Here is a 22,563-nt window from a genome sequence, read left to right on the forward strand (position 1 = left end):
ATTCTAAATGTCCCTTTTAGTGTTCTTCACTGCTTAAATAGCGGTGTTCTTTAAGTAGCGCACGAATTTGGGATTGATGGTCTTCCCCTTTTGTATCCAAATGGATCGTTACATTCGCGTCACCGTATGCTAACGTCGTTGAAGTACGATCATAATCAATGTGGACGATGTTGGCATTTAAACCTTGCAGCATCTCGGTGAGTTTCATAAGGGCGCCCGGTTTATCGACAAGAGTTACTGTCAGTTTCATCTTGCGTCCCGATTTAATCAAGCCCTTTTCGATAATGATGGAGAGGAGTGTAACATCCATGTTCCCACCACTCAATACGATCCCGATTTTTTTTCCTTTAAGATCACTCAATTTATCGTGCAACAATGCTGCAACTCCGACTGCACCGGCACCTTCAACCACAAGTTTTTGACGTTCAAGCAAAAACAATATGGCATTGGCAATCTCTTCATCATCGACACTAACAATGCGGTCAACACATTCAATAATATGTCCAAGCGTGATTTCAGAGGTATCCCGTACCGCGATACCGTCTGCAATCGTTCGTACCGACGTGCTGTCAATCGCTTTTTTAGCATCAAACGATTCTTTCATGGCCGGAGCCCCTAACGCACTGACCCCGATCACTTCCGTTTTGGGCGATAACGCCTTAAAGGCAGATGCCATACCCGAGATCAATCCGCCGCCGCCGACAGGGATAACAACCGCATCGAGATCATTCATCGATTCGATCATTTCAAGTGCAATCGTCCCCTGCCCGGCCATAACCGCCGTATCGGTAAAGGGGTGAACGAATACCATACCGTTCTCGTTGCCGTAGGTGGAAGCATACGCATACGCTTCATCGTAATTGCTGCCGGCTAAAATAACTTCCGCTCCGTAATAGCGTACACCGTTGATTTTTGTCAGAGGGGTCGATTCAGGCATCACGATCAATGCTTTGATACCAAATATTTGTGCCGCCATAGCAACACCCTGAGCATGGTTTCCGGCACTTGCCGCAATCACGCCGCATTGACGTTCCGCATCATTCAGTGTAGCGATCTTATTATACGCGCCGCGAATTTTAAAAGCTCCGGTAACTTGCAAATTTTCTTTTTTAAGATAAATTTCTGCACCGCATTGCTCACTCAGTCTGGGAGCGTAGGCAAACGGGGTTTCTACGACCGTTCCGCGGATACGCTCATGTGCTTGATATATTGTTTCTAGATCAACCAAGGATTCCCTTTAGATGTTTATATTACGATGTTCTACCATCGTACAATGATTTTGTACTACCCGCATTCCGGCATTACGGGCACGTTCCGCAGCCTCGTTATTCACGATCCCTTTTTGTGCCCAAAACACTTTTATATCGCCTCTGGCGATACATGCATCCGCAATCGCATTCAAAGCGTCTGGTTTTCGGAAAATATTGACCATATCGACCGCAAACGGAATCTCTTGGAGTGAACGGTATACTTTTTCTCCTAAAATTGTCTCCTCTTTAGGATAAACCGGGATAATCGTATATCCGGCATTTTTAAGATATTCTGCAACACGATAACTGTCTTTAGAAGCATCCGGTGAAAGTCCCAAAACAGCAATCGTTTTAATTTCAGATAAAATTGATCGGATTTCATCCGTTGATGCATTAACAGTAGGAAATTCACATTCCATAAAAGCTCCTCAAAACAAATAAAAAGTTTCCTATTATACCAAAATATGCTACAGACCTTTTTTCGCCTCACCTATATAACGTTGTCTCGGACGGGCAATCTTCATTTCAGGATCTTTTTTAAGTTCGATCCATTGTGTAATCCACCCTACCGACCTTCCGATAACGAAAATGATGGTAAACATTGATTTTGGAATCTTGAGTGCTGTCAGAATGAGTCCCGAATAAAAATCGATGTTGGGATAAAGGTGACGTTGTATAAAATACTCATCTTGAAGCGCAATTTGCTCTATTTTTTCAGCAATTGTCAGCAACTCGTTATTCACTCCGAGTTCATCTTTTAGCTGATCCAATAAATTTTTCAGTATTTTTGCACGGGGATCGAAATTTTTATAGACTCGATGACCGAATCCCATGAGTTTAAAGTCATCATCCGGGTCTTTAGCCCGTGCGATAAATTCATCTACACGCTCTACACTGCCGATGTATTCGAGCTGAGCGATAACCGATTCATTTGCCCCGCCGTGTGCCCTTCCCCATAACGCATTGATCCCGGCAGACAATGCCGCATACGGATGTGCACCCGTCGAAGCGACGGCACGGACCGTCGATGTAGAAGCGTTTTGTTCATGATCCGCATGAAGGGTAAAGATCGTATCCAGCGCTTTAACCTCTACATCACGGATTTCGAGATTTTCTCCCGGATAGGCTCGCATCATGTAGAGAAAATTTTCCGTAAAGGGGCGCTCAATATCGGGATAGATATATGGGATGCCGAACATCCGACGATGGGTAAAAGCAGCGAGAGTCGGGATCTTTGCGATTATACGCCGTGCCATGATTTGAGCATCCTCATCAGTCGTAACATTGAGATGTTCAAAATAAAAGGTAGAGAGTGCCGACACGGCGGATGACATCATTGCCATCGGATGCGCTTTGTCCGGAAATGCGTCAAAAAGGCGCTTTAGTCCTTCATGAATGAAAGAACGTTTCCGCAATTCATTATCGAATTCGGCACGTTCTTTTTCATTCGGCAATTTCCCTGTCAACAAAAGATAGGCAACATCCAAATAGCTCTTTTTTGTCGCCAAATCACTTATATCGTATCCGCGATACCGTAATTCACCCTTTTCACCGTCAATATAGGTAATCGCCGAACTGCAGCTTGCCGTGGAAGTAAATCCCGGATCGTATGTAAACATCCCCGTATTTTTATAGAGGTTGCGAACATCGATCACGTCGGGTCCGATACTCGGGTGCAAGATTGTGAACTCATAGCTTTTTCCGGTTCGGTTATCGGTCAAGGTTACGGTATCCATAGGAATATCTCCTAAAAAATTATCCTATTACTATATCCTAATATCCAATAAATAACAGATCAACGATAATTTAAACACTATTTATATTTTGTTTAGCTTCTATCAAGTATTTAATCATACTTTGAGAACATCCGATAGATTTAAAAAAAAAAACAATAAATATTTTTCACCTTCTGCTATAATTAAAACTTAAATCAAATCACTTTAATTTCACGGACAAAAGGTTCAAATGCTTTTGAAAACGACATATCATTTATCACAATTGGAACAATTACAAAACCTTTTAAAGGCAAGCAAACCCGCTATATTCACCAGTTTATTCCTTGGTTTACTGCTTGTTTTCGCCGAACAAAACATATCCAATCCTAAGCTCATTGTTATTTGGTTTCTTGCCCTGCTGACTGTCTCACTAGTGCGGATCCGTCTCATTGACTCATACTTGCACCATGCCGATAAAACTTACCCGACTCTTAAAAAACGTCTGCGAACAATTCGTATCGGCACCTTTATATCCGCCATCATATGGGGTTCCATAGGCGTTTTATTAGTTACTACGAATGACATCATCCATCTTGTATTCCTAATTTTCATTTTAGCAGGATTGACTGCCGGCAATACCGTGTCAAATGCCTCAGATCTTCCCAGCAGCATCGGTTTTTCTATTTTGGCCTTGTCCCCTATTACCGTGTATTTGCTTCTTGACGGTACAGATATCTATTTATATATGGGTCAGGCACTGACACTTTACTTCGTTCTTCTCGTCATCATCAGTCGATATATTAATACGAATATAACCAAAAGTTCCGTTTTACAGTACAAAGCCGAAGCAAGTGCAAAAGAGGCACGAATCAGCGAAGAACGCTATCGTCTTATTCTGCAATATTCGCCAGCCGGTATCGTACACTACAACAAAGAGCTTATCATTACCTACTGCAACGACCGTTTTGCGCACGTCATGAAAGCCCCTAAAGAAAGGCTCATCGGACTTGATATAAAAACCTTGAAAGATCAAAGAATGCTACCCTCGCTAAGGGAAGCCCTTGAAGGCAAAGAAGGGGTGTATGAAGGACAATACCACTCGACGCTCAGCAACACACAACTTTGGATAATCATGTCCTATGCACCCCTACGTGATGCTGAAGATAATATTGAGGGCGGAATCGCAATTATCGAAGATATCACAGAACGAAAAAAAACTGAAGAAGAGACGACCAAGCTGCTAAATAATCTCAGACAAGCAGAGAAAATCGCTCAACTCGGCAATTGGCATTTTGAAATACACAGCAATACGTTGGAATGGTCCGATGAAATTTTTAATATTTTTGAACTTGATAAAAATACATTTTATCCCACCTACGAAGCATTTTTAAATGTCATCCATCCTGATGACCGTTTCAAAGTCGCACATGCCTATGAACATTCACTGGAAACAAAACAAAAATACGAAATAACCCATCGACTTCTCATGAAGGATGGGAAAATCAAATATGTCAATGAACAATGCGAAACCAAATTTGATCCAAACGGAATCCCTATTTGCTCTTTAGGCACGGTTCAAGATATCACTCAACAGATGCAATACCAAATACGTTTGGAAAATAGTGAAAACACCCTTAGGTATTTACTAAAAATGAGCCCAATTGCTGTCAGAATTGCAAAAAATAGTGGTCAAGAGGTAATTTTTGCCAATGAAGCGTATGCACACCTCATTCATGCCGATATATCTGATGTTATAGGTAAAAATCCAAAAAATTATTATGCTAATCAAGAACACTACAATTCAATCGTATCTCGAATCAACAACAATGAAATCATTTATAATCAACTTATAGAACTTTATATCGAAAATAAAACGCTTTGGGTATTGGCTTCCTATATGCCGATTGAATTTGAAGGGGAATCCTGCGTATTAGGATGGTTTTATGATATTACCGAAGAAAAAAATCTCCAAAAAGAAGTAGAACAGCAAAGGGATGAGTTTAAAGCTCTTTTTAATACCTCAAAAGATGGTATTGCAATCTTGGATCAAGAATCCAATTTTTTAGATTTCAATGATGCATATCTTGAAATGACCGGTTTTTCGCGTGCCGAACTCCTAACCATGTCGTGTATATCACTCAGTGCTCCGGAAGACCGTGAACGGGCTATGCAGGCAATGAAAAACGTGTTTGAATTCGGGTTTGTCAAAGGTTTCGAAAAAACGTGTGTCGTCAAAGACGGGAAAAGGCTTTATATCAATATGACAGCCACTCTCTTGCCTGATAAACAACGTATCTTGATCACCACCAAAGATATCAGTGCGATGAAAGAGCACGCACGTCAGCTTGAGCATTTGGCCCATTATGATCCCCTTACCGGACTGCCGAATCGTATCTTAGAATCGGACCGTCTGCAACAAGGGATGTTTCAAACCCAGCGACGCGGAGAACGGCTCGCAGTGTTTTACCTCGATCTTGACGGTTTCAAACAAGTAAACGACAGTTATGGACATGATGTCGGAGATCAACTGCTCATTAGTCTTTCGGCACGCATGAAACAGGCATTGCGTGAAGGAGACACACTTTCCAGATTAGGCGGAGATGAATTTGTCGCTATTGTCGTAGATTTGAATGATACCTATGCTGCGCTCCCGATCATCGAGCGGCTTCTCGACTCAGCCAGCAGACCGATCCAGATAGGTGATTTAATCATTCAAGTATCGGCCAGCATAGGAGTCACATTTTATCCGCAAGAAACGGACGTAGATGGGGATCAGCTTGTCCGTCAAGCTGATCAGGCAATGTATGTAGCGAAACAATCCGGTAAAAACCGCTACCATATTTTTGATTTTAATCACAGTTAAACGCATTGTTTTTGAAAGAACAGTTTGCAAACGGATAATTTGTCATAATTAAATCTTTTACTTGATTCAATATTTTTTAAAAAAAAGATATAATAATTTTAAATATAATATTATTTATAACTGATTAATTTCAGATAGAGGTAGAGGAGTTCTTTCTTGATAGCAATCGATTCTTTACCTATAAATATTGCGATTTATAAGTATGAGAACGGTGATTTTATTTTTGTTAATTTTAACCGACACGCTGAAAAAACAGAAAATCTGAAACGTGAAGACATTCTGGGTAAAAGTTTGCAAGAGGTTTTCCCCGGAGTAAAGGAATTTGGGTTTCTTGATGTTTTGGAACGTGTCTACACGTCAGGTGAATCTGAACATTTTGAAGCGAATTACTACCATGATGAGATACGGGAAGGTTGGCGTGTCAATGATGTAACACGTTTGGACAACGGCTATATTATGGCAGTATATACCGATGTTAGCAAAGAGATGCAACTAACCAACTCTTTGGAATCGTTGGGAACTATAATCGATAAAAGCCTGAATGAAATCTATATATTCCATCCGGAAACACTGCAGTTTTGCTACGCAAACGGGAGTGCATTGCAAAATATCGGCTATTCGATGAATGAGCTCTCTCAGATGACTCCTACAGATATTAAACCAGATTATACGTATGAAAAATTTCACACACTCATTCAACCTCTTTTGGTTGAGGAGATCCCGTTATTGACGATGGAAACGAAACATCAGCGTAAAGACGGGAGTCAATATGACGTTGAAGCACGTATCCAAAAAATGATTCATCTCGGCAAAGAACATCTTGTTGTCAATGTTATCGATATCACCGATCGTCTCAAGAGTCAACATGAGATGCTGAAACTTCACCGTATTATCGAACAAAGCGATGATCTGATTATGATTACTGATACTGACGGTGTGATCGAGTACATTAATGATGCCTATACAAAACTAACCGGATGGTCTAAAGAGAAGCTTTTGGGTGCAAAACCTTCCCTGTTAAAATCAGGACATTTTCCAGCACCCTTTTATGAAGATATGTGGAAAACGATCTTAGCCGGAAAAACGTATAAAGGTAATATTCAAAATCGTAAAAAAAACAGCTCCCTTTTCTGGGAAGAAAAAACCATTACGCCGATCAAATTGAAAAATGATGAAGTAACGCATTTCATCTCGACCGGAAAAGATATTAGTGAACAAATAAAGCTCAAAGAAGCACTTGAAGAGAGTGAACTGCTTTTTAAAACATTGACAGAAAGTGCTTTGGCAGGTATATTTTTATACAGAGACTCTTTTCTCTACGTGAACGATGCATTTGCAAAAATGAGCGGATATACGTTAGAAGATCTAATGATCATGAGCCCAATTGATCTTATTGCCCCTAAAGATCGAGAGATTATTGAACAACGCGTACGAGCGAGATTAAATGGGGAGTTACTCGATCAGAGTATTTATCAGGATTTGAAAATAGTGACTCGATCGGGAGAAATACGATGGTTTTATATCGCTATCTCAACAGTCAAGTTTCAAGGAAAATGGACAGGTCTCGGTACGGCTATTGATATGACCGAACGCAAAATCATGGAAAAAAAGCTTGAATATATAGCGCAAACAGATCCACTAACCGGGTTGTATAATCGTCTCAAATTCGATGATATTATCCAGCGTGAGATTTCTTTCGGAAAACGCCATGGAACACCGCTTTCTCTGATTTATATGGATATTGACTATTTCAAGAGAATCAACGATACATATGGTCATGATATCGGAGATACGGTGTTAAAAGAGATAGCTCAGATTACCAGAGATGTTTTACGGGTGAGTGATTATCCGTTTCGCTGGGGAGGCGAGGAATTTATCATTGTTTGCCCGGGTACCGACCTGCAAGAAATCAAAATTTTATCGGAACGTTTACGTCAAAAAATTGCAGAAAACAACTTTGCTGTTGTCGATAAAGTAACGGTCAGTATCGGAATCACGCAGTATTGTGACAATAAGTCAGTCGATGACATGATTAAAAGAGCGGATCAGGCACTTTACATAGCCAAAGAACATGGCCGCAATAGAGTCGTAGAACGTGTAGAGCAATGTTATGAGCATATTTTAGTCACGGGCCACTCTGATAAGGAATAGGAGATTTGAACCTCTATTTATTCCATACAGTTTCCAAAATAGTTTTCATTATCTAAATAATTGAACATCTGCACAGCTGTTTCAGTAGTATTTATCATAATTTCCCCTACTAAAATATATTGTTTGTATTGCCACTTCTTCTTTTAAATAAAATAGTTACAATTAAAGCGTTGAATATAAAAATAATCATATCCGCATGAGGAGAAAACCTATGATTTATGACTTTTGGAAAGACTATGACGAGTTGCTTTCATTTGATCAGGCATCCTTACTCGATTATAGACTCGACAGTATCGCCATCAAACTCAATATCTTTTTCCAAAGACTGATTATCGAACATATCGAGAAACGGGAAATTCACTTTTATTTGGCCGGTTCATGCATCAAGGCAGATACATTCAGAGACCTTGATTTGTTTTTCCCTTCAAAAGAGGATCAGGAACTCATCAACAATGCAATGAACAAGGACTATTTCGAGTACGAGAACAACTCCTATACCTACAAATACAAAAACGACATTTACCAGCTCGTCTATCGGGAGAGGTTTAAAGATGCGACACTGGAAGAACTGGTAGACGGATTTGATTTTGATTCGACGAAAATCGCATTTGAGTGCCGATACGATACGCTGAAGAGGCTCTTTACCATCATCCGATGTGACATGAGAATCGAATTTGTCAACTATATCAACACCCGTGTCAATCGTTTATCCAAAGTCAGTCTTAACCCGTTCGTATCGCTGCAGCGGGCAATCTACTTTTTAAAACGCGGAGATGATGTTCCCTATGAAGTCTTTTTGCAGATTTGTGCGAAAATTGCATCGCTACCATTGAACGAAGAAAACGACATGTCAGTCTATTTTAAAAACCTTCAGGGAAATCCGAATAAACTGGTCAATATAAAAAGTGCTATTGAGCATTATGTAGAGGAGCAGAAGAAGTAGGTACAACGTAAGCTGAAAACTTTTTTAGCTCTTTATCTTTTCTTCGTTTTCAGCTAAAACCTTCTTGATGATTTTTTTAAAAACTTCTGCAGATTGCGCTCCTGAAACAGCATACTTTTCATCAATAACAAAAAAAGGTACTGAGTGTATTCCTTTCATTTGTGCTTCTTCTTCATCCATACGTACATTGATTGCAAAATCATTATTGTTTAATACCTCTTTTACTTTTTCTATATCTAATCCTACTTCACGACAAAGATCGGTCAGCACTTCAAAACTACTCAACTGCTTATTATCAATAAAATACGCATAAAACAATTTTTCCAATAGCTCTTTCTCTTTGCCAATACTTTGGGCATATTTTGCAATTCTGTGAGCATCAAAGGTATTGGTATATTGAGCCGTATCATAATGAAGTTTCAACCCGACATGATCAGCATATTGGACAATAGAATCCATCATCTGTTTTGCTTCTAACTCAGTCTTGCCATATTTTTTCATTAATCTATTTTTCGTACTCATTATCGTTTCTGATCCGGCGGTAGGATCCAGTTCAAAACTTTTAAATACGATAGTAATATCTTTTAATTCAGGAAAAGCTTCTAAGGCTTCTTCCAACTTTCGTTTACCTATATAACAATATGGGCATGCAAAATCCGACCAAATTTCTATTTTCATATCTATGCTCCGATCATTCACTTTTCATGATCTATAAGAAATATTATTTTGAATTAAGCATGACAATATTGCCAAAATAAAGGATTCAATCTCTTTAAAATATAAATAGGAAAGCATTAAACATAAATTTTTAGATAGAAAGAAAAAATATGATTTGTATAGTATGGAGCTAAAAGTAGTAAATCGAAGGTAGGTACAACGTAAGCCGAGTGCTTTTTACTCCCATGTTTACGGGCTTTCAAGGGGTATTGTGACTGAAACGCTATGCACATGTAGGCACATATTTTTAAATATCTATTATCATAAGAAGTCTCATATTTCTCCATCTTTAGAACGCAAAATTCAATTACTTTATGATATTCTCTTAATACATAAGGAGATAAGCAAATGTCTGGTTTTGATATACATCCTTCCTATGAGATGAAACAATTATTTAATGAAAAACCGTTTCAAGGGCAAGATCCCAAAAAAGCAAAAATTATATTTTTGAGTTCTGATGCAAACTATTCAGAAAAAGTTTCAGATAATGAATTTTTTAAATATCTTTTGGAATATCAAAAAGATAGTATAAACTTTTGGAAAAAACATCAATGCCATCATCCATTTATGATGGAAGAATACCCGTTTAACAGAACTGTAGATGGTGTCCCTTTTCATCGCAACTTTAGCAAACTAGCCTTATCAGCTGAACATGCAGAATTCATATCTTTTATAGAGCTATTAGATATCCCTACGATTGGCAATAAATCAGAAAATAAAAAAAGGTTCTACGAACTTGTATCTGTTGAACATCTCAGAAATATTGAAAATCTCATGCTTAATAATAATGGTACAATATTTTTTATATCAAAAGGTGTCTTGAAAGATTTAAAGAAATTCCAAAAAATATATAATGTATTTAGTTTTTTGAATTTAACTTCTAGTCCTAATCAACGTTTTTCCCAAGAGATCAACAAAAATTTCGTCCTAGAGATTTATCATTTTTCATCATATCAAATCCATAGTCAACTTGAAGAGATTCGAATGCGTATTGATAATTGGTTAAATTGTAACTAAACTCATATAAAGGATATTGAATGGACGATTTCAATAGAACGTTGGACTTTTTAGATGTCTTGAGTAAAGAATGTTGTTTTGTAGATTTGGATATATTAGAAGATAGAGGCATAGGGTATTATAAAACCATACATATCAAATATAAAGATATTAATGGCAATGATATTTCCTATCTTTTTCCTATAACATTTCAATATATAAATGGAAATCTAGTATTCACAATGATTTTAGGTTCAATAGAAAAAGATTTTATAGTCCCTGAGAATGTAAACGGCACATATAAAGATTCTAAACATTTTCAAGGAAGTGTAGAGTTGAAAACATCAAATGTCAGTTATCACTCTTATAAACTACTGGTAATAGATGGAAGAACTAATATTTTTGATTTGAAGTCATACCAATGTATCATTGAAGGGCTAAATAGTATTGGATTTCCCTTTATGAGAATTTCCAATAGTATTGCTATCAATTCTTACAATGAACCCAATACATTCGATGAATCAACTTGGTAATAAATCACTGTAAGCCGAATTATTAAAAGTACCTTAAATAGGGATAAAATCAACGAGTGTGACAGAAATACTATGCATTAATTGGCACGTTTTTGACACACTTTACATATCTACTTCTTATTCAATCCTATTTATAACACAAGGTCAATGATCAAATTCTGTGATAGTCTATAGATGCCAGCCTCTTTTTATATATTTTTGTTAATGATTATTATTCAGCAAATTAGTTATATTATATTTTTCAAAATTAATTATTTGTTGAAAAAGGAAAAAACTATATGGCTGTTTTTGAGTTGTTTTCAAGACGACAGAAAAAAATGAAGGGGGAAGTCCAAGATGTGTATATTTATGAAGAGATACCTAAGTCTTTACGTATCCAAATAATTCACATCATTCGAGATACTATTGGGCAAGACAAATATGAAGGTAGAGCTAAATATGCGTATGAATTCATACACAAATCACTTTGTAAAGAGTATGGGCTTTTTACCTTGACACAAAATCCTAGAAGTGATGCTGAAGCTGTTTTGGAATATTTTTTTAGCACCAAAGATTATGAAAAATGTTTAGATATAATTGAAATAACCTTTAAAATTATTAATATATATATTAAAGATAATTATTATAATCATAAGAATTCAACCACATCTACTCAAAACCCTGAAGACGCAATAAACGAATTAAATTCAAGATTTCAAGAATCGGGTATTGGATATTATTTTGAGTCTAATGAACTTATTCGTGTAGACTCTCAATACATTCATTCAGAAGCTGTTAAACCGACACTCCAACTTCTTGGCTCAGTAAAACAGTATCGAGGAGCAAACGATGAATTTCTTTCAGCTTATGAACATTATAGGCATAAACGATATAAAGAATGTCTTAATGATTGTCTAAAGTCGTTCGAAAGTTTAATGAAAGCGATACATGAAAAGCGTTCATGGTCATATGGAAAAAGTGACACTGCTAAAAAGTTAATAAATAGCTGTCTATCCAATAAGTTAGTTCCTGAATACCTACAAAATCAGTTTTTTTCAGTAAGTGCATTGCTTGAAAGTGGAATACCTACGGTTAGAAATAAAGAAGGAGGACATGGTCAAGGAGCTGAAGTATCAACAGTTCCAGAACATCTGGCTAGTTACGCTTTGCATTTGACGGCAACTAATTTATTATTTTTAGCTAATTGTGAAAAACAATATTGCAAATAAATACTGTGGGCTGAAAATAAATAGTTAATGTTATTAAAATTAATTGCTATATTAAAATGAGGACAATATATGAATCCACCAAGAGTATTCATTTCATATTCACATGATTCTGCGGTACATAAAAAGTGGGTATTGGACTTCGCTACCACTTTAAGAAATAGAGGCGTTGATGCAGTCTTAGATCAATGGGATCTGAAACCAGGAGATGATCTTCCTCACTTTATGGAAACGCAACTTCGTGAAGCTCAATTTGTAATAATGGTATGTACGGAAGAATATGTTAAAAAAGCAAACGTTGGCAAAGGTGGTGTTGGATATGAAAAAATGATAATGACATCTTCTTTACTTTCGGAAATTGACAATAGCAAAGTAATACCGATCATTCGACAGAAAGGAACTGATGAGAGACCTACTTTTTTAAGTTCAAAACTGTATATCAATTTTTCTAATGACTCTGAACTTGAATATAGTTTAGATGATTTACTCCGTGTACTCCTCAATGCTCCTTTGTATGAGAAGCCAGAAATTGGATTGAATCATTTTAAACCCCTAGATGGTTCTCGTCCTGACCGCACTTCAGATGGGTTAAAGGAAGTGATGAAAGCTATTGCAGCAACCTATGAAGGAACATCAAATCAATATATATATTTTCAGAATGTTGTACCAAAAGCTTCTATGCACCGCCTAACTTTAGATAGATATTTAAAACAAGCAGTCAAAGATGGTCTAGTAAAATGGCATGGTGATTATGCTTTATCAATTACAGATGATGGCCTTAATTACTTATTTGCTCATGGTATTATTGAGGAATAACAAAATAAAAACCTGATTACTAAGCAATAGTAGGTTAAATATTGTTCTCACATAAAATGTTAATGTAAAGTAGATATATGCCAAGATCAAAACTCACACCTGATTTAATTTATAATTCATTTGACTTCTATAATCAAAATTTAGGGCAAGTGTTTTCGGAGTCAGAGCAGACGAATCTGTCAAATAAACTTCTAAATATTATTAAATACGACCATATTCTCAGAGGCGGCTCGCTTCTTTATAATTTGCCTCAATATACCCTCACTATTATCTATTTTATAGGGGAGTATAAAAAGGCGTATCAATATGCTTCTCAACATAAAAAAGATAAAAAGAATAACACCTTAGAAGCTCTTGATAAGGGATACCCTAGAAAAGAAAAGGCATATAAAGAAAATAAAAAAAAATTGAACGATGAGTCGCTTGCCCATGAAGATAGGCTAGAAGCTTTCTACAAAACAATTATATTTCTGCTATTGAAAAAGAAGAATTATAATAAAGTCTCCATGTTATTGCTTGCATCTTTATATGCACAACTTCCAATATTGAAAATGATATTTACGAATGTTGATAAATTTAATAAATTAATTCAATTGGTTTTACAGGCGCTAGAGGATGCATTACAAACTCTTGAGTACACATACCTTTCTAAGGACAAAGTATTAAATTCATCAGTCATCATGATATATACAATTTTGGCATCTGCTGTAAAGCTTGATGAAAAAGATGCTTTTAAATATACAAAAGATTTAGTGTATTCGTTTATAGACAATAGTGCAGAACTTACCGATAAATACAGAAAAGATTTATTGACTGATAAAGAGATATATTGTGCAGGTATGTACAATGGCTTACCAATTTATACTTGGTATACGGGTCAAGATGAATCATATTACAATGATGAAGATTTCAAAAAGATAGACGTTATATTACGTGTTATTTCAAATAGTAAAGAGATGGCTTTAGTAGAAAAAGATGTCTCTTTGAATATGTTGAAATTGTTTGACAAAGATGCATCATTAACAGATATTGAAAAAATGACCAATAAAGATGAAATTATTAAGTGGATTAAAACGTCATATAAGCAATCAGCCATAATGCCATTTTCATTATTTCAGTACATTACAAAGCCTAGAAAATCCATTTTTATTTTTATAAAAGCGTTGATATATGCATTAATAACTAAATTCTCAGAACTCAAAACCAAATTCACAAAAAAATAACTTCCTCAAAACCAAATACCCAGTCATCATTTTCATGTCGAGACATTAAGACTTAGCGCTAGGTCAAATTCATTTTGAGAGGATTTGATATGTTTATTATCAAAGCTAAATTACTCCATTTATTTGTTGGAGTAGATTTTAAAAAAGAGGACGGAACAATCGTTCCCGGAAAACCAAAAATTCAATTAGTGGTGATTTCTCATCTAAGAAACGGTCAGATCAAAAATGAGCTGTTGGATATATCTATCCCACAAGATAAAGTAGCTCTTTATAAAGATAAGATCGGTACAACTGTAGAGGTTGAAGTAGGCGTAATCGGTAAATGTAGTTATTACGGTATCTAACAAAGAAAGCGAAATGGTTACGCCATTTCGATTGACAACGGTTGTGCTTCACGATGAGCGCTGCGGCCTAACGCACCGCGAAGAGGAAGCTAAAGCCGTTTATGTAGTCGGGTTAAATACTAAACACCTCTAAAAGCTAATAAGTGCTTCGAGTCGGATTGGGTGCCCACTTGGTGGGCTATCCGAGCGAAGCACTAAAAGCTCAGGGGGTTCTAGTAACACCCCCTGACATAAGTCAAATAACATTCTCCAAATCTAAGTTATAAAAATAAAATTGGCACTAATTGCCAGAAAGGTTATTACATGGAATATTCTAATGCCGAAAAAATACCCTATGCATGTGGTATTGACGCATTGTATTACTTTGCACAATCAGGTGCTTTCTATGATCGAAAGTATGAAGATATCATCAATCAGATCGAAGATAAGAAAGCTTATTTTAAATCCCTTAACTATCAGTACGCTGATAATGACATCATCGTAAACATTAACGGAATCGATGTCGTTTACAGCGGTATGGGTAGAGACGGATTTCATTGGTTCAATCACGACTTCTTCCGATCAGGATTTAAAGACCCTGAGAAGGCTACAAACATTCACAACATACGAATACAGCTCAATGGTCAAGGAATCTATATACTGGGCTTAAAATCGCTTATAGAGTACGTAAACACGAAATTCTTGAGTGAGTTCACTATGAAAGTATTCCCGATCACTCGGATCGATCTGAATATGTTCATTCAACACGATTTCAGCTATCTGCGCAAAGAAATGATTTTGTCAAAAAAACAAAATCATTCCGCGAACATAGGAGAGCGTTCTAGTGCCTATGAACTCGAAACGTACTATGTTGGTAAGAAACCCTTTTTGCTTCGTATCTACAACAAACACAAAGAGCTTGCCAGTGCTACACCGATTAAACGAGAGATTATGTACAACCATTTCGGGATTCACGGTATGGATTTGGAGAAACCCATCTTTAACGTCGAATTTGAGATGCACAGAGAGTATTTAAAACAATACGGGATCGATACGATAGATGATGCCCTTAAGCGTGCCAAGGTGCTATTTAAAAACGCTTGTGATCAGATCAGGCTGATTGATCCTAATAGTGTCAGTGAAAAGACCCTGAATAGCTCTAACCGTAAACGTGCCGATACGCTCCCCGTTTGGAATCACATTAAGTATCACTACGACATTACCGAGTTTATGCAGATTGATACCCCATTGGAGAAGATCGAGAAGATCAGCTTTCGATATTCCCTGCAAGATGCAGAGAAAACAATGAAAAAAGTAATCACGCGATTACTTGTGCATGGTAATGATCCGACACTGCTTTTCTTTCTTGATGTATTACAACGTGCCAAAGCGGAGTTTGAACTCAGACAGAATATTAAAAATCTGCATGAAGATCATACAATCGAACCGACGTTTGAAGAGGAACTCAAACAATACAGCGACGAGGGATTATGGAATCTGGATAATCGGCTATCGATTGAAATGGACGGGTTAGAAATGGATTCACCTTTGTATGATGATTTATCGTATCGATACATTGCATTAACGAATGAGATGCAACGGCGGAAATTGATTCCAGATATGTTTTAGGAATAGCGATGAAGTATCTATCGCTTTCCCATCTGGCACAGTATTATGATATCCATCCTGACACACTGCGCCGTCGTTTCAGAGCTATTGATATTAAGAAAGATGAACATTATATTATCATAGGGAAATCCGTCCGCTTCGACGTTTCAAAGGTTCATCCTCTCATAACGGGAGAATGCGCCGATGAGCGATACGAAAACGTCCTGAATCGGTTGCTAATATGAGTCATGATACAATATCAGCGCATAGCGTTTCTGTCCGAAAGGATGGTGAATTGGCAAATTGTTTCGTTCGTGGAAACAAGCTATGGGTTGATTATTACGTAGAAGGTCGAAGAATACGTAAGGCAACGGGGTTGGATGATACCAAACCTAATCGCTCGTTTGTAAATAAAACGATCATCCCAAAACTTTCTTCTATGATAGTTACAGGTGAAATACATCAAAAGAAGCCGAAGACCTTCGAGCATTATTTTAAAGTATTTCTGACACTCAAAGACTCTAACCGCTCCTACTTCGTTAAAAAACCGATTTGGGATAAAGTTAATGCACGTTTTAAAGATTTAGAGATAGACAAAATTACAAGGCTCGATGTTAAAAGCTATATCAACAGCTTACCGATCAAGTCTGTCTCTAAAGGTGCTTATAAAACTGTTTTGCAAGAAGTCTTTGAGCTTGCCATTGATGATGGCGTATTAAGCACCAATCCAGCGGTCAATATTAAATTACGAAATGATGAGCAGAAAAAAATAGACTACTTCTCCAAAGAAGAAGTCAATCTTATTCTCTCAAAAGCCGAAGGGATCATGAAGCCCTATTTGATGTTGGCTTTTCATACTGGTATGAGACCCGAAGAGATTTTGGGATTGCAAGAGAAAGACATATCGGATGGGTGGATCGATATAAAACGGGTTCGTACTCGTGGGCGTATCGATGTACCAAAAACCCGAAATTCGATTCGTAAAATCCCCTGCCCTTCATTCGTTTTGAATGAATTAAAGCAGATCAACAATGAACACGATTTTCTCTTTGGAGATATCGATGATTCAACGAAATTTAAGCACCGTTGGCCTGCACTCTTAAAGAAGTGTGAGTTACCAAGACGGAAGCTCTATTCCGCTCGTCATACGTTCGCAACTTTGATGCTTCAAAACGGGATTGTCAGTATAAATGAGTTAGCGGGATTGTTAGGACATTCAAGTCCGAAGATTACATTGGCATATTATGCAAGTGTAATTGATGCAAGAAAAATTGACTTAGGTAGAGACTTCAATTTATTTGGCTAATCGTTGACACAATATGGTCACAGTCGAAAAAATAAAAGTTCTGGAACTCCCTTGTACAGGGACTTTGAAAGAAGTAGGTACAACGTAAGCCGGGTTCTGGATGAAGTGATAATTAATCTACTGCCTAGATCGCTCTAGGCCTCTAGCGAAACAATAGCGATGTAGGACGCTAACCATCTGTTTCTTGCTGCGCGGTTGGGTTTACATAGCTCTCTTAGTTGCCTAAGAGACTGGTGGGCTCTTACCCCGCCGTTTCACCCTCACCTCTTTCGAGGCGGTCTACTCTCTGTTGCACTGTCCCTCACGTTACCGTGGCCATCCGTTAGATGGAACCGTGTCCTACGGCAGCCCGGACTTTACCTCTTGGGATTACTAGTTCCAAGCTATCACCTGTTGTACCTGATGCAATTATAGAAGATAGTAGATTAGAAAGCACTATCGTCTACGTCAAATCGATCTATTTTCCTCCAGTAATGCAAAAAACACCTCTTCAGGCACCGGTTTGGAAAAATAATACCCTTGATAATATCCGCATCCACGCTCTTTCAGATATTCCATTTGATATTTTTCTTCTACCCCTTCGGCGATGACGTTCAGATTGAGCGTCTGCCCCATAGCAATGATCGTATTCAAAAGGATATGATCGTTGTTTTCGTTTTCTGAAATGTCATCTACAAAGCTTTTGTCGATTTTCAGTGAATTGATCGGAAATTGGCGCAGATACGAGAGGGACGAATACCCTGTACCAAAATCATCCATACAGATATGGATTCCCAACCCTTTCATCTTTTTGAGCACCTCGAGCGTTACGTCGAGATATTCCATCATGACGCTTTCTGTTATTTCTATGGCCAGTTGAGAGGGATCTATCTGATTGGTCTGAATGGCATTTTCGATGTCGGAAAACAGATGGAGATTTTGAAATTGTCGGGTGGATACATTGCATGAGACATGGACATCGTTATATCCTGCATTTTGCATACGACTGAGCATTGCAACCGTTTCGTCAATAATCCATGTACCCAATTTTAAAATAAATCCGGTATTTTCAGCAATGGTAATAAAACTTCCGGGATATATCATCCCTTTTAAATGGTGATTCCATCGAATCAAAGCTTCCGCCCCGATAATCTTGCCGCTTGGGATATGTATTTTTGGCTGATAATAGAGTACAAATTCCCGCTCTTCCAAAGCACGATGCATATCGTTGGCAATCTGAACATCTTCATGTACTTGCGCATTTAATGTGGAGGTGAAAAAACTGAATTGATCTCGCCCCTCGGATTTGGCCTTATACATCGCGATATCCGCAAACTTCATCAACTCATTGATCTCTTTGGAATCATCCGGGTAGACGGATACACCGATACTGGTTGATAGTCTGAGAAAATGATTTTTGATAATCCACTCTTGGCGAAAAGCATCGAGAATTTTTACGATAACCTGTTCCAAACTCCCTGAATCGTTAAAATCATTGAGTACGATAATAAATTCATCGCCGCCAATACGTGCGACAATATCATTCTCTCGAATCATGGACTTCAGCTTATGCGAAACGGATTTAAGGAGAGCATCTCCGACGTTATGTCCGAGCGTATCGTTAATATTTTTAAAATGGTCCAAATCCAAAAACAACACGGCAAATTTTCGCTCATAGCGATTTGCATTGGCAACCATCAGTTTTAATTGAGAATAGAGATTATAACGGTTCGGCAATCCCGTAAGCGAGTCATGCATAGAGGTAAAACTGAGTTCTTGATTGAGTCCCAAGATCTGATTTTCAGAACGGTTTTGCTCCACACCGTATTCGATCTGCAGTTTTATAATATACCCGATCACCAACGCTTCGGCAATAACGAATATCGCGTGCAATAAAACGATGTCCATACCGCATCCGTAATTGAAAACCATAACCGGCATATTAAACAGCGATACTTCATACAGCTGAAGATAGTTGAAGATGAGATGGTGGACGATCGTCGTAGCTGCCGCTACAAATACGGGGACGATGTCTTTATAGATAGAAAGAATAGCCAAGGCGATAAAAACATGAAAATGCATCTCTATCCGCCCGAGATGCTGTTGAATGTAGATCAAAGAAAACAGCATCATCCCTATTCCGACAAGGGCACGCATAACTTGTGTCCCTTTGAAAAAACGGTAGGAAAACACTAAAATCAAAGTGATCATTCCCCCGCCGACAAAGCCATAGAGGTATGTATTGTAACTGATAGACGTAATAAAAGTAGCTATAAACCACTGAACAGCGATTATCACCAACATTACTTTGTCGGCTTGGAGAAAATGCTCTCTGAAATTCTTTTGAGCAAATGCTGGGACAGTAGGAAGCCTAAATAAGTTCTCGTATATGCTATTCATTTTTCTCGCTTAACAGTTTTCGAATATCATCAACAATTAATGACCGGTTGATCGGATGTGTCGTATATATATTCCTTAAAACTACTATACCACTCTTTTCCCTTTCAATAAGATAAAGATGGTCGCTGTGATCGATTTCTCCACTCTCCGATAGGCTTTTTGAGAAAAAAACATTGAGTTCCCTATCTATGCTCATAAGCTCTTTTTGGGTGAGATAGACCCCTTCAAACTCATGGTTAAAAGATTCTGCAAAAAGTTGAGGCTGATTCTTATCCAATTCAGGCATCAAGTTGACAAAAGAGACTCCGACAGTCCCTTGAAACGGTGCGAACTGCGGTGAGTCATAAAAATCATTCAGCTGATGCAAAATAGGCGTGCATACACGTACACATCCTACATATCCGAAGAAAACCAATGTGATCTCTTTTTTGGTATTGTTCAAATATGGGGCATTAATCGGTTGGTTGATCACGATTTTACCTGCTGTTTGCTGTGTAAAGAACAATGCTTGTATAAAAGGGACCGCCACTAATAACACAACAAAAAGTACAACGGCTAAAACAATTTTTTTATTCATCAGGGTGTTCCAATAAAGCGAGTTTTTCTTTAACCTGTGACAATTCATCGGAGCATTCTTTGAGTTCCGATCCTATGTTCTTGATGTGTGAATTTTTTTGTAACATCATAAAAAAACTGATGACTATATAGAGGAGAAAAACGCCGAAAAGAATAAACGTTCCATTTAAAATAGCTTGTTGATGCTGTTCAAAAAAGGTTCGCTTCCCATGTAAAATGACTGAATCTCGTGCAATGTATTCAGAAAGAATCAAACGTGCCTGCATTAAAGCTTTCTGATCAAACACATAGATATTCGGACTTTTTATCACCGGATCGATACGTTCAACCGCTTCACCTTCCAAATAGCGTTTCACCAGTTCCGCAGCACTCTTCCCCTGCTGCTTTCCACTCGTAACAAAGCCTCCAACGACTTTGTCCATAACATAGGTATCTTCCATGCTGCACAAGATGAGATGGGGATTGTGTTCAAGCGTTGAAATGGATTCTTTGAGAGTAAGATTACGTCCTGTTGCATCGCACAATCCGCCTATCGTCGTCAACAGAACAAATGACTTCGGTGCAGTAGGGAGTTTTGCAACAATATCGTCTATACGCGGTGATGATAAAAAATGAAATCGGTAATTCGGATATTGAGTGATCTGGTTACGGATATCGGACTCAATAGCTTTATAGGTACTTGAATCATCCCCGACAAACCAAATATCCCGTGTTTGAGGTGAAAATTGCCGGATCAACTCAATATTTTTGACAACGTTTTTAGACTCATACACTCCGGTATAACTCTTTTTATCTAGAGTATGAACCAAAGAGAGATTATTAATACCTGAAAAAAAGATGGGAACATTGGAAAACAGTTCCGATCGGTGGGCAATGAAAAACTTCAAAGCATTGTCGTCGGTTACATAAATAGCATCCGGATAGTATCCTTCAAACTTTTTTTGAAGATATGATACAAATTCTTTTTGATACGACTCAGTAAACGGATGGCGTTTGGTATCCAAATATTCTACCGAAAATTCCAGAGGCGAACCGTAGGTGTGTTCTAAAGTTGAAACAAAACTTTCATGTTGATATTTTGTCCAACCATACTCTTGAGAATACGAGTGAAGTATAAAAATTCGACTTTGTGATTCGGCATGAACAATACAGGTAAAAAAGAGCAAAAAAGAAACGATGATTTTTACCATACAGTCCCACTCATAAATATTTATAATATTTTATCACAGAGTGTCTGAATTAACCGAATTAAGGGAACAAAAGGGAATATAGAAGATGACGTAAAATCCTATACGGCATAAAAAACCGTATAAGGATATTTGAATTACATTCCGAGTTTAGCTTTAGCTTCTTTAGCGTATTGGATACCTAATGCCCAAGCTTTGTTGTTTACTTCATGTACTTTTTTAGGTACTTTTGAAAGCATCACTTCGCGAAGCGTTTCAGGGTCAAGAACACCTGTGAATTCATTAGTGATTCCCAACGCAACAACTGATTGAGTAATAACATTTCCGACTTCCTCTTTTGCAATGGTGATAATCGGAATCTCTACGATGATCCATTTTTGGCGGTCTTCTTCCGTCGGATGAACCAAGTTCGGTTCAACAACGATAATTCCACCCGGTTTAACACCATTTTTGAATTGTTGGTAGCTTACGTTCGCAACAGAGAGCATGAAATCGATTTCACCCTCATTTGCATACGGATAGAAAATTTCATTGTCGTCAAGGGTAATATCAACAACGGTAGCACCGCCACGTACTTGTGACGTGTAGGTAGCAGTTTTAAGCCCGTGACCGCCAAGTTTGATCTTAGCAGCTGCCATAATCTCGCCGGCAAGAAGAACCCCTTGTCCACCGACGCCTGTAAATCGTATCGTATGTCTCATGGTTTCTCCTTAGATTTTTTTCGCAAAATCGTCTTGCGTGATTTTTGCACGTTTACCTTGTGCCGCTTCGA

The 22,563-nt window shown here is 37.8% G+C and carries 20 protein-coding genes and 1 other RNA gene; 12 read left to right on the forward strand and 9 right to left on the reverse strand.

What is annotated here, in order from left to right:
* Positions 1-16: 16 nt before the first annotated feature.
* From ilvA to PHE37_RS11015, 3 genes are read right to left on the reverse strand one after another with little or no spacing between them, the layout of a single operon-like run.
* Positions 17-1,228, reverse strand: a complete 1,212-nt coding sequence (gene ilvA / locus PHE37_RS11005; protein WP_299996576.1) for a threonine ammonia-lyase — start codon at positions 1,226-1,228, stop codon at positions 17-19.
* Between the two features lie 9 nt (positions 1,229-1,237).
* Entirely contained in the window at positions 1,238-1,669 is a 432-nt protein-coding gene (locus PHE37_RS11010; protein WP_299996579.1) for a CoA-binding protein, read from the reverse strand.
* Positions 1,670-1,717: 48 nt separating this feature from the next.
* Positions 1,718-2,992, reverse strand: a complete 1,275-nt coding sequence (locus PHE37_RS11015) for a citrate synthase (RefSeq protein WP_299996585.1) — start codon at positions 2,990-2,992, stop codon at positions 1,718-1,720.
* 406 nt (positions 2,993-3,398) lie between these two features.
* On the opposite strand from PHE37_RS11015, the gene PHE37_RS11020 reads away from it, so the two are divergent.
* From PHE37_RS11020 to PHE37_RS11030, 3 genes are all read left to right on the forward strand, one after another.
* Positions 3,399-5,828, forward strand: coding sequence for a sensor domain-containing diguanylate cyclase (locus PHE37_RS11020; protein ID WP_299996581.1), 2,430 nt, complete (start codon positions 3,399-3,401; stop codon positions 5,826-5,828).
* A gap of 156 nt (positions 5,829-5,984) precedes the next feature.
* A complete protein-coding gene (locus PHE37_RS11025) occupies positions 5,985-7,979 on the forward strand; it encodes a sensor domain-containing diguanylate cyclase (protein WP_299996583.1) in 1,995 nt (664 codons plus the stop codon).
* A gap of 211 nt (positions 7,980-8,190) precedes the next feature.
* A complete protein-coding gene (locus tag PHE37_RS11030; protein WP_300008610.1) occupies positions 8,191-8,922 on the forward strand; it encodes a hypothetical protein in 732 nt (243 codons plus the stop codon).
* A gap of 24 nt (positions 8,923-8,946) precedes the next feature.
* Here the strand turns inward: PHE37_RS11030 and PHE37_RS11035 are convergent, their stop codons facing one another.
* Positions 8,947-9,600: a DsbA family oxidoreductase gene (locus PHE37_RS11035; RefSeq protein WP_300008612.1), complete on the reverse strand. Its 654-nt coding sequence runs from the start codon at positions 9,598-9,600 to the stop codon at positions 8,947-8,949.
* Positions 9,601-9,987: 387 nt separating this feature from the next.
* Between PHE37_RS11035 and PHE37_RS11040 the strand changes: the two genes are divergently transcribed.
* From PHE37_RS11040 to PHE37_RS11080, 9 genes are all read left to right on the forward strand, one after another.
* Positions 9,988-10,656 (forward strand): hypothetical protein, encoded by a 669-nt coding sequence (locus PHE37_RS11040; RefSeq protein ID WP_300008614.1) that lies wholly within the window; start codon positions 9,988-9,990, stop codon positions 10,654-10,656.
* Between the two features lie 20 nt (positions 10,657-10,676).
* Positions 10,677-11,168, forward strand: coding sequence for a hypothetical protein (locus tag PHE37_RS11045; protein ID WP_300008616.1), 492 nt, complete (start codon positions 10,677-10,679; stop codon positions 11,166-11,168).
* Between the two features lie 278 nt (positions 11,169-11,446).
* A complete protein-coding gene (locus tag PHE37_RS11050) occupies positions 11,447-12,376 on the forward strand; it encodes an STM4504/CBY_0614 family protein (protein ID WP_300008618.1) in 930 nt (309 codons plus the stop codon).
* Between the two features lie 69 nt (positions 12,377-12,445).
* Positions 12,446-13,189 carry a toll/interleukin-1 receptor domain-containing protein gene (locus PHE37_RS11055; RefSeq protein WP_300008620.1) on the forward strand — a complete coding sequence of 248 codons (744 nt, stop codon included), beginning with the start codon at positions 12,446-12,448 and terminating at the stop codon, positions 13,187-13,189.
* 77 nt (positions 13,190-13,266) lie between these two features.
* On the forward strand, positions 13,267-14,412 hold the full coding sequence (locus tag PHE37_RS11060; protein WP_300008622.1) for a hypothetical protein: 1,146 nt from the start codon (positions 13,267-13,269) through the stop codon (positions 14,410-14,412).
* Positions 14,413-14,501: 89 nt separating this feature from the next.
* Complete coding sequence (locus tag PHE37_RS11065) at positions 14,502-14,756, forward strand: hypothetical protein (protein ID WP_300008624.1); 255 nt, start codon at positions 14,502-14,504, stop codon at positions 14,754-14,756.
* Between the two features lie 303 nt (positions 14,757-15,059).
* Entirely contained in the window at positions 15,060-16,364 is a 1,305-nt protein-coding gene (locus tag PHE37_RS11070; RefSeq protein ID WP_300008626.1) for a hypothetical protein, read from the forward strand.
* A gap of 8 nt (positions 16,365-16,372) precedes the next feature.
* On the forward strand, positions 16,373-16,588 hold the full coding sequence (locus tag PHE37_RS11075) for a hypothetical protein (RefSeq protein WP_300008628.1): 216 nt from the start codon (positions 16,373-16,375) through the stop codon (positions 16,586-16,588).
* Positions 16,589-16,638: 50 nt separating this feature from the next.
* A complete protein-coding gene (locus tag PHE37_RS11080) occupies positions 16,639-17,649 on the forward strand; it encodes a site-specific integrase (protein ID WP_300008631.1) in 1,011 nt (336 codons plus the stop codon).
* Positions 17,650-17,719: 70 nt separating this feature from the next.
* Here the strand turns inward: PHE37_RS11080 and rnpB are convergent.
* The 5 genes from rnpB to PHE37_RS11105 all read right to left on the reverse strand — a co-directional run bounded on the left by rnpB (position 17,720) and on the right by PHE37_RS11105 (position 22,492).
* An RNA gene (gene rnpB, locus PHE37_RS11085) (RNase P RNA component class A) lies at positions 17,720-18,051 on the reverse strand.
* Between the two features lie 45 nt (positions 18,052-18,096).
* Positions 18,097-20,028, reverse strand: a complete 1,932-nt coding sequence (locus PHE37_RS11090) for an EAL domain-containing protein (RefSeq protein WP_299993369.1) — start codon at positions 20,026-20,028, stop codon at positions 18,097-18,099.
* Positions 20,021-20,605 (reverse strand): SCO family protein, encoded by a 585-nt coding sequence (locus PHE37_RS11095; RefSeq protein ID WP_299993371.1) that lies wholly within the window; start codon positions 20,603-20,605, stop codon positions 20,021-20,023. Before PHE37_RS11095 ends, PHE37_RS11090 begins: the two co-directional genes overlap by 8 nt.
* The gene (locus PHE37_RS11100; RefSeq protein WP_299993372.1) at positions 20,598-21,794 is read right to left on the reverse strand and encodes a diguanylate cyclase; all 1,197 of its coding nucleotides are present in this window, start codon (positions 21,792-21,794) and stop codon (positions 20,598-20,600) included. Before PHE37_RS11100 ends, PHE37_RS11095 begins: the two co-directional genes overlap by 8 nt.
* 134 nt (positions 21,795-21,928) lie before the next feature.
* Entirely contained in the window at positions 21,929-22,492 is a 564-nt protein-coding gene (locus tag PHE37_RS11105) for a 2-oxoacid:acceptor oxidoreductase family protein (protein ID WP_299974233.1), read from the reverse strand.
* Positions 22,493-22,563 lie beyond the last annotated feature (71 nt).

The sequence above is a fragment of the Sulfuricurvum sp. genome (assembly GCF_028681615.1).
Classification (GTDB): Bacteria; Campylobacterota; Campylobacteria; order Campylobacterales; family Sulfurimonadaceae; genus Sulfuricurvum.